The following is a 12,535-nucleotide window of genomic DNA, read 5'->3' as shown; positions in this document are numbered from 1 at the left end:
GATCCCGTCCGCCCCTAGCCTGACGCCATGCGGAACACGCTCGTCGTCGCCGGTGCGCTGGTCGCCGTCGCGCTGTGCGTGCCCGTCGCGCTGGGCTCGGAGCGCACCGGCGCGCAGGTCGTCGGGGTCGCGGCGGTCGTGGCCCTGGCGGTACTCGTGTCGGTGCGACACGCGAGTGCGGCACGCCTCGCCGGATGGTTCGCGGTCCCCGCTCTCGTGCTGGGATGGTCCTGGTGGCGGCAGACGTCGTGGTTCGTGTACTCCGTCGTCGCCGGGACGAGCGTCGGGCCGGACCTCTCTGCCGCACCTGCGGTCGAGCTCTCCGGAGATCCGGGGCTGTCCGTCCCGCTCGCCCTTCCGGCGCTCGTCGGGGTGCTGTGGCTCCTCGCCACCGTGGGGCTGCTCACGGTGACCCGCCGGCCGGGCCCCTCGGCGACCCGCACGCTGGCCGTGGTCGCGGCCGTGCTCACCGTCCCGCTGTGGATCGCCCCCGCCGCTCGCATGACCACCACCGGAGCCGCGATCAGCAGCCTGGCCGTCCCCCGCGAGGTCGCCGCCGCACAGCTGTGCTCGCTGGTGCTCGTCCTCGTGGTCGGTGCAGCCGTCGTAGCCACGCCGGAGCCCCGGCCCGCTCGCGCCGCGACCTACGCCCTCCCCGCCCTGGGCCTCACCTGGACCTCGGTGCAGGGCGCCCTCGCGTACGGCTATGCGGGCTTCGGCGCGACCGGTGCACCCAGCCTCGGCGACGCTCTCCCGTGGGTCGTCGTCACGGTGGCGCAGGCGCTCCTCGTCGGAGTCCTCTGGGTGGTCACCGCCCTCGGCGCGCGCGTGCTGTTCACGCGCTACCGGCCACCCGATGTCGTGCCGGTCAGCCCGTCCGGGCGATGACGATCAGCAGCATGGTGACCAGGAACCCGGTGACCAGGTTGAGCCAGAGGAACCGCCGCCAGCCGGTGTTGGCGCGTTCGCAGTCCTCGTCGCGCACCGACCAGAACTGCGCCGTGCTGATCGCGTACGGGATGGGCAGCACCGCAGCGAGCGTGCCCGGCCAGGGGACCACCAGCAGCACGGCGGCCGCCAGCACGTAGAGCACCGTCGCGGCGACGACCGTCGGGTGCGCCCCCAGAGCGGTGGCCACCGACGCGATCCCGCCCTCGCGGTCCGCCCGCACGTCCTGCACCGCCCCGAACGCGTGCGATGCCATGCCCCACAGGACGAACGCGACGAGCACCGGCCAGATCGTGGGCGCGCCCAGGTCCGCGTCCACGAGGACCAGCGCGTAGAGCAGCGGGCCGACGAAGTGCATCGCGGACGTCAGCGAGTCCAGGACCGGCCGCTCCTTGAACCGGAGCACCGGCGCGGAGTACGCGACGACGAGGAACAGGACGAGCGCGAGCGTGAGATTGGCGGCCAGGTCACCGACCACCAGCAGGTACACGACGAACGGCAGGGTCGCGACGACGCACGCCCACAGGATCCGGCGGTGCACCTCCCGCGCCCGGGCCGGCTCCACGAGGCCGCCCTCGATCCCGCCCTTGCGGGGGTTGCGCAGGTCCGAGGCGTAGTCGAACACGTCGTTGATCCCGTACATCAGCAGGTTGTACGGCCCGAGGAAGAACAGGGTGCCGATGACGAACGTCGCGTCGATCCGCCCGCCCGTGGCCAGCAGGTAGCCCGCGGCGAACGGGTAGGCGGTGTTGATCCAGGAGAACGGCCGGGACGCCGCGAGGACCTCCCTCACGCGGGGTCCTGCCGGGTCTTCCGCCGTCCGAGCGCCACCCAGAGCACCGGCATGCCGACGCCCGCGGCGATCGCGTACGCGAAGTCCTCCAGGGGAGCGCCCCAGATGTACCGGCCGAGGATCTTGTCGGGGTCGAACACGTAGAGGCCGACGTCGATCATGATCGTGTCGAAGACGGCGGTGAGCACGCACAGGTGCAGCACGGTCCAGACGATCGGCATGCCGCGCATCCCGCGCAGCACCCGCCAGGAGACGGCACCGAGCACCGCGAGCACGAGGACGTTCAGCACGATGTTCGTCATGGCGCCTCACCCTCGTCGAGCACCCGGCGCCCGGCCTCGCGCTGCGCGGCGCTCTGGTCGAACCAGCGCCACGCGAGCAGGGCCGTGTAGCAGAGCAGCGCCAGGAAGAACGCCTCCTCCACCGGCAGCTCGGGGGCAAGCAGCAGCCCGGTCATGTGCGGCGAGTCCCCGCGCGCGAAGATGCCGAGCACCAGCCCGAGGCCGTCCCACAGCAGGAACCCGACGACGCCGATGCCGACGGTCAGCGCCGCGCGCCGGGCGTCCGCCCAGAACGCGAGCCGGAACCGGCGGTCCAGCAGGGCGAGCCCGCCGAGGGAGAGCAGCAGGGCGCCGAGGTACGCGAACCTCATCCGACCGACTCGCTCCAGACCCCGCGGGGCCGCGCCGCGGCCAGGTAGCCCGGACGCAGCGGAGCGGGCAGCGGGTGCGACGAGGTCTCGCCCAGCATCCGCTTGACCACCAGCTCGGCGCTGATCAGGCACATCGGCAGTCCCACACCCGGGATCGTGCCACCTCCGACGTGCAGCACGTTCGGGACGCGCGAGGACACGTCGCCCGGCCGGAACATCGCGCTCTGCCGCAGGGTGTGCTCCATGCCGAGGGCACTCCCGCGCCAGGCGGAGAAGTCACGGGCGAAGTCGGCGGGGCCGACCACCCGACGGGTCACCACGCGGTCGCGCAGCCCGGGGATCCCCGCCCAGTCGCCCACCTGGTCGAGGAACCGGTCGGCGTACCGCTCGATGTCGTCGCGGTCCCCCGCGCCGAGCGACGGGTCGGCAGGGAACGGGACCAGCACGAACAGGTTCTCGTGGCCGGGCGGCGCTGCGGTCGGGTCGCTCGCGGTGGTTCGCGAGACGTACATCGACGCCGCCTCGGGCACCCGCAGGCCGTCCGCCGGGGTGGCGCGGCCGGTGCCGAGGATGTCCTCGAAGTTGCCCGGCCAGTCGCGCGTGAAGAACAGCGAGTGGTGGGCCAGCTCCGGCAGCTCCCCGCGCACGCCGGCCATGATCAGCAGCGCCGAGATGCCCGGACCGCGGTCCTCCCACCAGGGCGCCGGCAGGTCGCGGTACGTGCCCAGCAGGGTGGTCTCGGTGTGGTGCCGGTCCGCGGCGGACACGACGACGTCGGCCGGGATCACCGAGCCGTCCGTCAGCCGGACCCCGCGGGCCGACCCGGACCTGCGCGGGTGCGCCAGCGAGGGACGGGCGTCCTCGATCTCGATCGAGGCCACATCGGCCTCGGTGCGGATGTCGACGCCCTCCTTGCGGGCGATCCGCTCGAGCGCCTCGATCACCGTGTACATCCCGCCGCGCGGGAAACGTACGCCGTCGACCAGGTCGAGATGGCTCATCAGCGAGTACAGCGCGGGGACGCGGTACGGCGACGAGCCGAGGAACACCGCGTGGTACCCGAGCACCTGCCGGAGCACCGGATCGGTCACGGTCGACGCGACCTTGTCCGCGAGGGTGCCGGTGAGCAGGCCGGCCAGCGTGCCGGACTGCCGGACGATCTCGGCGGTGAGCAGCCGGTCCGGGCGCGCGAACGTGGTGTAGAGGAACGAGTCGAGCGCAGTCCGGTACGCCTGCGTCGAGGCCTCCGTGTACCGCCGGATCGCCTCGCCGGCGCCGGGCTCTCTCGCCTCGAACGTCGCCCAGTTGGCCTCCGGGTCGCCGACCACGTCGAACGGCTCCGCAGGTCCGCCGTCGACCGGCTCCGGGAACAGCCGGTACGCCGGGTCCAGCCGCTCGAGGTCGACGTGGTCCTCGATCCGCTCGCCCAGGAGCGCGAACGCGTGCTCGAACACCTCGGGCATGAAGTACCAGGACGGCCCGGTGTCGAACCGGAACCCGTCGATCGACACCGTGCCGGTGCGGCCGCCGAGCCGGTCGTGGCGTTCCAGCAGGGTCACCAGGGCGCCCCCGCGGGCGAGCAGCGCGGCGGTGGTCAGGCCGGCGATGCCGCCGCCGATGACGACGACCCGCCCGGGTCCGCTCACGCGCCGACCTCGCGACCGGAGCGCGCCTCCGCCAGCACGGACTCGCCGATGACGAGCAGCTTGACCGGGGTGGGCAGGCGCACCCGCCCGGTCAGCAGAGACTCCGGGGGCCGCGTCGCGATCTCGTCGACCAGGCGCTGGTACAGGGCCAGCGTCGCGCCCACCGCGTAGCGGGCCCGTCGCGGCAGGGTCGGCACCGCCGCCCGGGCGACGGCCACGTCCGCGGAGATCTCCGCCAGGATCGCGTCCAGCTGTGCCTGGTCGAGCTGCCCCGGCGTCGTGCCGGGGAAGTACGTCCGGCCCAGCTCCTCGGTGTCGTCCCCGAGGTCGCGCAGGAAGTTGATCTTCTGGAACGCCGCCCCCAGCGCCCGCGCCCCGGCCACCTGCGTCTCGTCGGGCTCGCGCACGGGTTCGTCGGGACGCCGGTCCTCGTTGAGGAACGCCCGCACGCACATCAGGCCGACCACCTCGGCCGACCCGTAGACGTACGCCTCGAAGCTGGCCCGGTCGTGCTCGTGCACCGTGAGGTCCGCCCGCATCGAGGCGAAGAACGGCCGCGTCTCCGCGGCGGTGATCCCCACGCGCCGGGCCGTCCGCGCGAACGCGTGAACGATCAGGTTGGTGGAGTACCCCGTGCGCAGGGCACGCGCGGTCTGCTCCTCCAGCTCGTCCAGCTCGGCGCCCGCGTCGTCGCCGCGGTAGGTGTCCACCACCTCGTCGGCCAGCCGGACCAGCGCGTACACCGCGCGGATGTCCTGCTGCGCGCGGCGCCCGAGCAGACGGGTGCCCAGCCCGAACGACGTCGAGTACGCGGCCAGCACACCGGCGCTCGTGCGCGCGGCCGTGGCGTCGTACAGCCGGAGCGCCCGGTCACGGGCCGATCGCACGTCCGACATCCGCTCCCCCAGCACTCAGTGACCCCGTCCGACCAGATCGTCGACGACGCCCACAAGGTAGCCCCCCAGCGGCTCGGGCAGGCTGCCCGCCGCCAGCGACCGCGCGTGCAGACCGGTGCGCCGGGTCAGCTCCCGCACCGCGTCCAGCGCTCCGCTGGACACCATGACGTCCCGCACGGCCGCGGCCCCCGGCTCGTCCAGGTCCGGCCGGCCCACGTGCGTGTCGAGCACCGCGCACCCGGTCGCGTCGGTCATCGCGTACGCCCGCCGCAGCAGCTCGGTGCGCTTGCCCTCGCGCAGGTCCGACAGCACGGACTTGCCGGTGACCGCCGGGTCGCCGAACACGCCGAGCTCGTCGTCGGTCAGCTGGAACGCGACCCCGAGGGCCGAGCCGACCCCGTCGAGCTGCGCGATCCGCTCGTCGTCCGCCCCGGCCAGGATCGCGCCGACGACCAGCGGCAGGCTGCCCGAGTACGCGGCGGTCTTCAGCTCCGCCACCGCGAGCGCGTCCACGTCCCGCGGCGAGGAGAGCGACGCGGTCACGTCGAGCAGCTCCCCGACCACCGTGGTCTCGATGCCCTCCGCCAGCAGGCCGACCACCCGGAGCAGTGCCGAGCGGTCCGCCGGCGCGCTCACCACCAGCGAGAACGCCGAGGCGATCGCCAGGTCGCCGGCCAGCAGCCCGGCCGCGAGCACCTGGTCGTCGACCCCCCGGTCGTCCAGGCCGCTGGTCGCCAGGCGCGCGCGTGCGGCGCCCGCGACGTTGGGGCGTCCCCGCCGCACCTCGTCGTGGTCGAGCAGGTCGTCGTGCACGAGCATCGCGGTGTGCAGGACCTCGATCGCGGCGGCCACCGGCGCGATCGCCGCCCGGTCCGTGCCACCGAGCCCGAGGTACGCGGCGACCGCCAGCCGTGGGCGCATCAGCTTGCCGCCGATGACACCCGCGAGGTCGGTCCACAGGCGCGCGGCCACCTCGGACCGGCCGGCCGCGACACGGATGCGCGCCTCGACGAAGTCCTGCAGGACGGTCGCCGTCACGGCCATCGCCCCCTCGACCGCCTCCGCGAGGTCGGCGGCGTCCGCCGTGCGGGCGGGCGCCCGGTGCACGACCACGCCCGGTGCAGCCGTTGACTTCCCGACCATCCCGCGTCTCCTGTCCCTGCTGCTGGAACCGACCCGCGCCACCTGCGGAGGAGATCCTCAGCGTACTGAGGATGCTCCGACCCGCCACCGCGCGCGGCTGTCGACCCTCTTCGGCCCGAGCCCCCTCCACGGATGCACCTGGCGCAGCATTTCTTCGCGGCACGGACGCGTCCGCTGCGCGCCGCCGTCGTCGGTACGCTCGGGTGCATGACATGGCTGGTCACCGGGGGTGCCGGGTACATCGGGTCGCACGTGGTGCGGGCGTTCGGGCAGGTCGGGCTGGACACGGTGGTCCTGGACGACCTCTCCAGCGGGCACCGGGCATTCGTCCCCGAGGGCGTGCCGCTGGTGGAAGGGTCGATCCTCGACACCGACCTCGTGGCGGACACGATCTCCCAGCACGCGGTCGTGGGCGTCGTGCACCTGGCGGGGTTCAAGTACGCGGGTGTGTCCGTCGACCGTCCGCTGCACACGTACGACCAGAACGTCACCGGCACCGCCCACCTGCTGGAGGCCATGGCCTCGCAGGGCGTCGACGCGATCGTGTTCTCGTCGTCGGCCGCCGTGTACGGCACCCCGGACGTGGACCTGGTCACCGAGGCCACCCCGACCACCCCCGAGTCGCCCTACGGCGAGTCCAAGCTCATCGGCGAGTGGCTGCTGCGCGACCAGGGCCGGGCCGCCGGTCTGCGGCACACGTCGCTGCGGTACTTCAACGTCGTCGGCTCCGCCACGCCGGACCTCTACGACACCAGCCCGCACAACCTCTTCCCGCTGGTGCTGGACGCCCTGGTGGAGGGCCGCACCCCGCGGATCAACGGCACCGACTACGCGACGCCGGACGGCACCTGCGTCCGCGACTACATCCACGTCGCGGACCTGGCCGACTCCCACGTCGCCGCCGCGCAGGTGCTCGCCGGCGGCGGCACCCTGGAGCCCGTCTACAACCTGGGCTCCGGCGACGGCGTCTCGGTGCGGCAGATCATGACCGCGATGGCCGAGGGCACCGGTATCCCGTTCGAGCCCGAGACCGCCCCGCGCCGACCGGGCGACCCGGCCCGCATCGTGGCGTCCGGCGAGCTGGCGGCCCGCGACCTCGGCTGGCAGATGCGCCACACCCTGCTGGACATGGTCACCAGCGCCTGGGAAGCCCGCCAGGCCCACTAGCCATCCCCACAACGTCCGAGCACGTGAGCGCTTTGGCAGCCAGATGCTCGGACGTTGCGCTCTGCGGCGCACAGCGTCCGAGCTAGTGAGCGCTATGGCAGCCAGATGCTCGGACGTGGCGCCTGCCTAGAGCGCCTGCAGCCTCGGGAGCTGGTCGACCAGGGCCTCCAGGACCGACTCGTCGCCGGCGTAGATCCCCTCCTCGCGCGGCCAGTGGATCACCACGTCGCTGAACCCCAGCGCCGCCGCACGCTCGATGCCCTCGGTCACCACGTCCAGCGAGGTCATCGAGAAGATCGGCGCCCCGTCCAGGCTGAGGTACCGGCGCAGCGGGGGCGCTCCGGCGGGCCGGTGCTCCGCCTCGATCGCCTCCACCTGCTCGAGCATCGTCGCCAGCCCCGTCCACCACTGCTCCTGCGCGGCGGTCGCCTCGGTGGGGACGTCCTCGGTCGCGTACGCGGGACCGTAGGTGGCCCACCCCTGCCCGTACCGCGCGGCCAGCGTCATCGTCCGGGGTCCGTTGGCGGCGACGACGAACGGCGTGCGCGGCTGTGCGATCGTGCCGGGGATCATCCGCGCCTCGTCGGCCCGGTAGAACACGCCCTGGTGCGAGGTCACCGGCTGGGTCAGCAGCGAGTCGAGCAGCCCGACGAACTCCTCGAACCGCCGCGTCCGCTCGCCGCGCGTCGGCGGGTCGCCGGTGACGGAGGCGTCGAACCCCTCACCGCCCGCCCCCAGGCCGAGCAGGAACCGACCGCTGCTGACGTCGTCGAGTCCCATGACGTCCTTGGCGAACGGGACGGGGTGCCGGAAGTTCGGCGACGCCACCCAGGTGCCCAGCCCGATCCGCTCGGTGACGGCGGCGGCCGCGGCCAGCAGCGGCACGGTGGCGAACCACGGCTGGTCGACGAGCGTGCGCCAGGCCAGGTGGTCGTACGTCCACGCGTGGTCGAAGCCCCACTCCTCGGCCAGCTCCCACTTCCGGCGAGCCGACGCCCACCGCTCCTGCGGCAGCAGCACGATCCCCACAGCAACCATGCGCCGACCCTATGGTCCCGCCCGCCCCACGTCCGCACGCGTGCGCCTGGGAGCCCGCCGGAGTGCGGACGCACGGCGAGGGTCAGGCGTGCGCGTGGTGCTCGCGGCCCGTGGTGGACGGCGGTTCCAGCTGGAACGTGCAGTGGTCGACGTCGAAGTGGCCGGCCAGGCAGTGCCGCAGGTCGTCGAGCACGCGGCCGGCCTCGCCCCGGGACAGGAGGTCGTCGGGCACCTCGACGTGTGCCGAGAGCACCGGCACGCCGGACGTGATGGTCCACGCGTGCAGGTCGTGCACGCCGAGCACGCCCGGGACGCCGCAGATGTGCGACCGGATCGCGTCCAGGTCCACCCCGCGGGGCGTGGCCTCGAGCAGCACGGTCCCCACCTCGCGCAGCAGGCCGACGGCGCGCGGCACGATCATCAGGCCGATCAGCACGGAGACGATGCCGTCGGCCCGCAGGAACCCGGTGGCCAGCACGACCACCGCCGCGACGACCACGGCCGCGGATCCCAGCAGGTCCCCCAGCACCTCGAGGTAGGCGCCGCGGACCGTGAGCGACTCCTCCTGCCCGCGGCGCAGCAGGGCCAGGCCGACCCCGTTGGCGGCGAGACCGACGACGGCCACGGCGAGCATGAGCCCGGCCTCGACCTCGCCGGGCGTCAGGATCCGCGCGATACCGCCGACGATCACCCCGACCCCGACGGCCGCGATGACCAGCCCGTTGATCAGCGCCGCGAGGATCTCCGCGCGCTGCCAGCCGAACGTGCGCGCGGCCGTGGCGGGCCGGGCGGCGAGCGCGGTGGCGCCGAGCGCGAGACCCACCCCGGCGGCGTCGGTGAGCATGTGCCCGGCGTCGGCGATCAGGGCGAACGACCCGGAGACGAGCCCGCCGACCACCTCGACCACCAGCACGACGAGCGTGAGGACCAGCACGGCCAGGAGCCGCCCCCGGTGCGCCTGTGCCGCCGTCCCGTGCCCGTGGTCGTGTCCCACTGGGTCAGTCCCAGCCCAGCTCGTGCAGGCGGTCGTCGTCGATGCCGAAGTGGTGGGCGATCTCGTGCACGACGGTGACGGCGACCTCCTCGACCACGTCCGCGCGGTCGTCGCAGATGGCCAGGGTGGGGAGCCGGAAGATGGTGATCCGGTCGGGCAGCGACCCGGCGGCCCAGAACTCGCCGCGCTCGGTCAGCGGGGTCCCCTCGTACAGGCCGAGCAGCTCGACCTCGCCCTCGGGAGCCTCGTCCTCCACCAGCACGACGACGTTGTCCATCATGGCCGCCAGCTCGTCGGGGATCTCGTCGAGCGCGTCGCGGACCGCGTCCTCGAACTCGGCGAGCGTCATGTCGACCATGGGCACCATCCTGCCTGGTCGGCGCCACGTGACGGGGGCCACCGGCAACCGCTTTGGAGTTACGGCCGATCACCCCGTATGCTCATCACCGGTCATCCGGCGCCTCGACGTCAGGGGTTGGACAAGCCCCCATCGTCTAGCGGCCTAGGACCCCGCCCTTTCACGGCGGTAGCACGGGTTCGAATCCCGTTGGGGGTACGAGCAGGATCAGCAGTACAGGCCTTGCAGCAGTTCAAGGCCCCGTAGCGCAGTTGGTTAGCGCGCCGCCCTGTCACGGCGGAGGTCGCGGGTTCAAGTCCCGTCGGGGTCGCTCGATACGCCCGGTCAGCAGTTCTGTGATGAGCAGAGACCGGGCCGCGTCGTTTTGGCCACTTAGCTCAGTTGGTAGAGCGTTCGACTGAAAATCGAAAGGTCGGCAGTTCGACCCTGCCAGTGGCCACATCAGGAGCCCCGCCCGGATCACCCGGAGCGGGGCTTCGTCGTGAGCGCGGCAACTCTGCCACCAGGCGTTCTGCTCCTACGCTGGGGCCACCGCACGCCGTACGAGGAGGACCTCATGGCCAGCACCCCTGGCGCCGATCGACCGCGCAGCTTCTTCGACCGCTTCTCCGAGCCCTTGGCGGACCGGGCGCGCGAGAAGTTCGCGCAGGTCGAGGACCACGTGCGCGAGAGCATCCAGGTGGAGATCGACGCGGTCACCCGCAGCGTCCGCGCCCGTGCGATCGAGGTCCGTCCCGCGGCCGTGGGGTTCGCCGTCGCCACCCTGCTGGCCTTCTTCGGGCTCGCCCTGCTGATCACCGCCGCGGTGCTCGGCCTCGCGCACGCGGTCGACGCCTGGCTCGCCGCGCTGCTCGTCGGTCTGGCCCTGCTGCTCATCGGCACGGGCGTCGCGGCCTGGGCGAAGCGCCGGCTGCCCCCGGGCCCGGCCGTCTCTGTCGTCCGCCTGCACGAGCCGGCACACCCCGCCGAGGAGCAGGTTCACCCCTGGGCGGACTGAGTTTCCCTGGTTGATCAGGGCCCTTCCTCTCGCGTGGCGGTTCGCCGACCACCAGACTGGGTGCTCAACGGATGTGCAGACGAGAGGCCGTGCCCCATGACCACCCAGTCGGGACCGCCGGGCGACGAGAAGTCGCTCGGCCAGTTGGTGTCCGAGATCAGCGAGCAGGCCGCGCGACTCGTGCGCGCGGAGATCGACCTCGCCAAGGCCGAGCTCACCGGGCGCGCGCAGCAGCTCGGGATCGGCGCCGCGCTCGTCGCCGTGGGCGGGGTGCTCGCCCTGTACCTGCTCGGCGCCGGGATCGCGCTGGCGATCATCGTCCTGAACCTCTGGGTCGACCTCTGGCTGGCCGCGCTCATCGTGTGCGTCCTGCTGCTGATCGTGATCGCCGTGCTGGTCCTCATCGGGATCAACCGCATCAAGGCCGGGTCACCCCCCACCCCGGCCAAGGCGATCGAGGGCGTCCACGAGGACATCGCGACGCTGAAGGCAGGGTTCTCCGCATGACCGACGAGTCGAAGCCCAAGGACGCACCCAAGCCGTTCACCACCCCCGAGATGGAGGCGCTGGAGGCCGAGCTCGCGCTCACGCGCGCGCAGCTGGCGTCGAACGTCGACGAGCTCGTGGCTCGGCTCGACCCCCGCGCTCAGGCGGGCCGTGCGGTGGAGTCAGGGCGTCAGCTGTGGAGCGACGCCAAGAACAGCGACGCCGACCCGGCGGCGCGCAAGAAGGCCTTCGCGATCCTCGGCGGCGCCGCGGCCGGCGCTGCGGCCCTGCTGGCACTCGTCATCGCGGGGCGCCGCAGGGGCTGACGTACGACGACGGCGAGGGCGCCACGTCGCGACCTCGCCGTCGTCGTCATGCCTGGCGCGCGCCGCCGCGGGCGCGCAACGGCCGAGGGCACGTCGAGCAGGGTCGACGACCTCGGCCGAGTGAGTGTGGTTCAGCCGTCGGAGAGGCGCTGCTGCGGAACCCCGTTGAGCAGGTCCCTCACCTCGGACTCGCGGTAACGGCGGTGGCCGCCCAGCGTGCGGATCGAGGACAGCTTCCCGGCCTTCGCCCAGCGGGTGACGGTCTTGGGATCGACCCGAAACAGTGTCGCGACCTCGGAGGGCGTGAGCAGGGCTTCTGAGTCTGCGGCGTGTGCGTTCATCTGCTGCCTCCTGGCAAGCGTGCGGCCTGCGGCGTCGACGTCGTCGATGCCCGGGCCAGTTCAGGTGCGGGTGATGCGGTCCTGCGGGTGTGAAACGTTCTCGATCTGGCAAGGGTACGGGCCGAAGCCCCCAAACCTGACATCGCCCCACTAGCATGAACGAAAGCCGCAGATAGCGCGTTCCCGGACACGGTCCAGTAACGAACCTTCACGCCGCTCTCATACACTTCTCATACTTCGCGACTCTCGAGCCGTGGCACCACCCTAAACCCGACCATTCGGTCATACACGCCGGGACGCGCTGGACCGTCCACGGGGCGCTGGACGCCAGTCCGGCTCACCCCGGCCGGCCCGCCTCGGCGTCGCCGGCGGGGACGTGACACGCATCGCGCCAGGCGAGTGGTCGGAATACCGAACGAGCATGTACCGTTGCCCCACGAAGAGACGATTCAGCACCCCGGGGCCGCACGTGTCAGCACGGAGCCGCCCCGCATCCACGTAAGAGGGGGTCGATGCCATGGGGCGCGGCCGTCAGAAGGCTAAGCAGACGAAGGTGGCCCGGGAGCTGAAGTACTTCAGCCCGGATACCAACTACCGAGCTCTCGAGCAGGAGCTCACGTCGCACGGCCACAACGATGTCGTCACCGACAACCGCCCTCGCGCGGCTGTGGAGACGGACACTGACGACGACAGCGACGACTACCGACGCTGGTCGGACGACGATCGCTGATTGTTCTCGCCACCTGCGCT

At 72.6% G+C, this 12,535-nt stretch carries 16 protein-coding genes and 3 tRNA genes; 9 read left to right on the top strand and 10 right to left on the bottom strand.

The genetic code is table 11. The features are described from left to right. The first annotated feature begins 27 nt into the window (after positions 1–27). Positions 28–888, top strand: coding sequence for a hypothetical protein (locus ASD18_RS06345; RefSeq protein WP_056088206.1), 861 nt, complete (start codon positions 28–30; stop codon positions 886–888). Here the strand turns inward: ASD18_RS06345 and ASD18_RS06340 are convergent. From ASD18_RS06340 to ASD18_RS06315, 6 genes are read right to left on the bottom strand one after another with little or no spacing between them, the layout of a single operon-like run. Continuing rightward, positions 869–1,741, bottom strand: coding sequence for a prenyltransferase (locus ASD18_RS06340; protein ID WP_056088203.1), 873 nt, complete (start codon positions 1,739–1,741; stop codon positions 869–871). The two genes, ASD18_RS06345 and ASD18_RS06340, sit on opposite strands and share 20 nt — an antisense overlap. Further along, the gene (locus tag ASD18_RS06335) at positions 1,738–2,043 is read right to left on the bottom strand and encodes a lycopene cyclase domain-containing protein (RefSeq protein ID WP_056088201.1); all 306 of its coding nucleotides are present in this window, start codon (positions 2,041–2,043) and stop codon (positions 1,738–1,740) included. The genes ASD18_RS06340 and ASD18_RS06335 overlap by 4 nt, the downstream gene beginning before the upstream one ends. Further along, a complete protein-coding gene (locus tag ASD18_RS06330; protein WP_056088198.1) occupies positions 2,040–2,393 on the bottom strand; it encodes a lycopene cyclase domain-containing protein in 354 nt (117 codons plus the stop codon). Before ASD18_RS06330 ends, ASD18_RS06335 begins: the two co-directional genes overlap by 4 nt. Next, the gene (crtI, locus tag ASD18_RS06325) at positions 2,390–4,039 is read right to left on the bottom strand and encodes a phytoene desaturase family protein (RefSeq protein ID WP_056088192.1); all 1,650 of its coding nucleotides are present in this window, start codon (positions 4,037–4,039) and stop codon (positions 2,390–2,392) included. Before crtI ends, ASD18_RS06330 begins: the two co-directional genes overlap by 4 nt. Next, the gene (locus tag ASD18_RS06320) at positions 4,036–4,935 is read right to left on the bottom strand and encodes a squalene/phytoene synthase family protein (RefSeq protein ID WP_056091702.1); all 900 of its coding nucleotides are present in this window, start codon (positions 4,933–4,935) and stop codon (positions 4,036–4,038) included. The genes crtI and ASD18_RS06320 overlap by 4 nt, the downstream gene beginning before the upstream one ends. A gap of 15 nt (positions 4,936–4,950) precedes the next feature. Further along, positions 4,951–6,078, bottom strand: a complete 1,128-nt coding sequence (locus ASD18_RS06315) for a polyprenyl synthetase family protein (RefSeq protein ID WP_056088189.1) — start codon at positions 6,076–6,078, stop codon at positions 4,951–4,953. 207 nt (positions 6,079–6,285) lie between these two features. Between ASD18_RS06315 and galE the strand changes: the two genes are divergently transcribed. Continuing rightward, positions 6,286–7,245 carry a UDP-glucose 4-epimerase GalE gene (gene galE / locus ASD18_RS06310; protein WP_056091700.1) on the top strand — a complete coding sequence of 320 codons (960 nt, stop codon included), beginning with the start codon at positions 6,286–6,288 and terminating at the stop codon, positions 7,243–7,245. Between the two features lie 126 nt (positions 7,246–7,371). On the opposite strand, the gene ASD18_RS06305 is transcribed toward galE, so the two are convergent. The 3 genes from ASD18_RS06305 to ASD18_RS06295 all read right to left on the bottom strand — a co-directional run bounded on the left by ASD18_RS06305 (position 7,372) and on the right by ASD18_RS06295 (position 9,635). Continuing rightward, positions 7,372–8,283 carry an LLM class flavin-dependent oxidoreductase gene (locus ASD18_RS06305; RefSeq protein ID WP_056088186.1) on the bottom strand — a complete coding sequence of 304 codons (912 nt, stop codon included), beginning with the start codon at positions 8,281–8,283 and terminating at the stop codon, positions 7,372–7,374. A gap of 82 nt (positions 8,284–8,365) precedes the next feature. Beyond that, entirely contained in the window at positions 8,366–9,277 is a 912-nt protein-coding gene (locus ASD18_RS06300) for a cation diffusion facilitator family transporter (protein WP_056088183.1), read from the bottom strand. Positions 9,278–9,281: 4 nt separating this feature from the next. Continuing rightward, positions 9,282–9,635, bottom strand: coding sequence for a metallopeptidase family protein (locus ASD18_RS06295; protein ID WP_056088181.1), 354 nt, complete (start codon positions 9,633–9,635; stop codon positions 9,282–9,284). 125 nt (positions 9,636–9,760) lie between these two features. On the opposite strand from ASD18_RS06295, the gene ASD18_RS06290 reads away from it, so the two are divergent. From ASD18_RS06290 to ASD18_RS06265, 6 genes are all read left to right on the top strand, one after another. Continuing rightward, positions 9,761–9,833 (top strand) — tRNA-Glu (locus ASD18_RS06290). Positions 9,834–9,871: 38 nt separating this feature from the next. Beyond that, positions 9,872–9,945: transfer RNA gene (locus ASD18_RS06285), tRNA-Asp, on the top strand. Between the two features lie 56 nt (positions 9,946–10,001). After that, positions 10,002–10,074: transfer RNA gene (locus ASD18_RS06280), tRNA-Phe, on the top strand. Positions 10,075–10,191: 117 nt separating this feature from the next. After that, positions 10,192–10,632, top strand: a complete 441-nt coding sequence (locus tag ASD18_RS06275; protein ID WP_056088178.1) for a phage holin family protein — start codon at positions 10,192–10,194, stop codon at positions 10,630–10,632. A gap of 96 nt (positions 10,633–10,728) precedes the next feature. Beyond that, a complete protein-coding gene (locus ASD18_RS06270; protein ID WP_056088176.1) occupies positions 10,729–11,139 on the top strand; it encodes a phage holin family protein in 411 nt (136 codons plus the stop codon). Next, positions 11,136–11,444, top strand: coding sequence for a DUF3618 domain-containing protein (locus ASD18_RS06265; RefSeq protein ID WP_056088174.1), 309 nt, complete (start codon positions 11,136–11,138; stop codon positions 11,442–11,444). The genes ASD18_RS06270 and ASD18_RS06265 overlap by 4 nt, the downstream gene beginning before the upstream one ends. A 131-nt stretch (positions 11,445–11,575) precedes the next feature. On the opposite strand, the gene ASD18_RS06260 is transcribed toward ASD18_RS06265, so the two are convergent. After that, a complete protein-coding gene (locus ASD18_RS06260; protein WP_056088172.1) occupies positions 11,576–11,785 on the bottom strand; it encodes a BldC family transcriptional regulator in 210 nt (69 codons plus the stop codon). 517 nt (positions 11,786–12,302) lie between these two features. Between ASD18_RS06260 and ASD18_RS06255 the strand changes: the two genes are divergently transcribed. Next, positions 12,303–12,515 (top strand): DUF3073 domain-containing protein, encoded by a 213-nt coding sequence (locus ASD18_RS06255; RefSeq protein ID WP_056088169.1) that lies wholly within the window; start codon positions 12,303–12,305, stop codon positions 12,513–12,515. Positions 12,516–12,535 lie beyond the last annotated feature (20 nt).

This window comes from Cellulomonas sp. Root137 (genome assembly GCF_001426725.1).
Classification (GTDB): Bacteria; Actinomycetota; Actinomycetes; order Actinomycetales; family Cellulomonadaceae; genus Cellulomonas.
The sequence above is the reverse complement of the archived record's forward strand: the minus strand, read 5'-3'. Positions and strand labels throughout refer to the sequence as shown.

Bases quoted from the DNA above. Each gene is read 5' to 3' on its own strand.
- ASD18_RS06265 (WP_056088174.1), top strand. From the start codon at position 11,136: ATGACCGACGAGTCGAAGCCCAAGGACGCACCCAAGCCGTTCACCACC.
- ASD18_RS06330 (WP_056088198.1), bottom strand. From the start codon at position 2,393: ATGAGGTTCGCGTACCTCGGCGCCCTGCTGCTCTCCCTCGGCGGGCTC.
- ASD18_RS06335 (WP_056088201.1), bottom strand. From the start codon at position 2,043: ATGACGAACATCGTGCTGAACGTCCTCGTGCTCGCGGTGCTCGGTGCC.
- ASD18_RS06315 (WP_056088189.1), bottom strand. From the start codon at position 6,078: ATGGTCGGGAAGTCAACGGCTGCACCGGGCGTGGTCGTGCACCGGGCG.
- ASD18_RS06320 (WP_056091702.1), bottom strand. From the start codon at position 4,935: ATGTCGGACGTGCGATCGGCCCGTGACCGGGCGCTCCGGCTGTACGAC.
- ASD18_RS06275 (WP_056088178.1), top strand. From the start codon at position 10,192: ATGGCCAGCACCCCTGGCGCCGATCGACCGCGCAGCTTCTTCGACCGC.
- ASD18_RS06295 (WP_056088181.1), bottom strand. From the start codon at position 9,635: ATGGTCGACATGACGCTCGCCGAGTTCGAGGACGCGGTCCGCGACGCG.
- ASD18_RS06305 (WP_056088186.1), bottom strand. From the start codon at position 8,283: ATGGTTGCTGTGGGGATCGTGCTGCTGCCGCAGGAGCGGTGGGCGTCG.
- ASD18_RS06345 (WP_056088206.1), top strand. From the start codon at position 28: ATGCGGAACACGCTCGTCGTCGCCGGTGCGCTGGTCGCCGTCGCGCTG.
- galE (WP_056091700.1), top strand. From the start codon at position 6,286: ATGACATGGCTGGTCACCGGGGGTGCCGGGTACATCGGGTCGCACGTG.
- ASD18_RS06260 (WP_056088172.1), bottom strand. From the start codon at position 11,785: ATGAACGCACACGCCGCAGACTCAGAAGCCCTGCTCACGCCCTCCGAG.
- ASD18_RS06255 (WP_056088169.1), top strand. From the start codon at position 12,303: ATGGGGCGCGGCCGTCAGAAGGCTAAGCAGACGAAGGTGGCCCGGGAG.
- ASD18_RS06270 (WP_056088176.1), top strand. From the start codon at position 10,729: ATGACCACCCAGTCGGGACCGCCGGGCGACGAGAAGTCGCTCGGCCAG.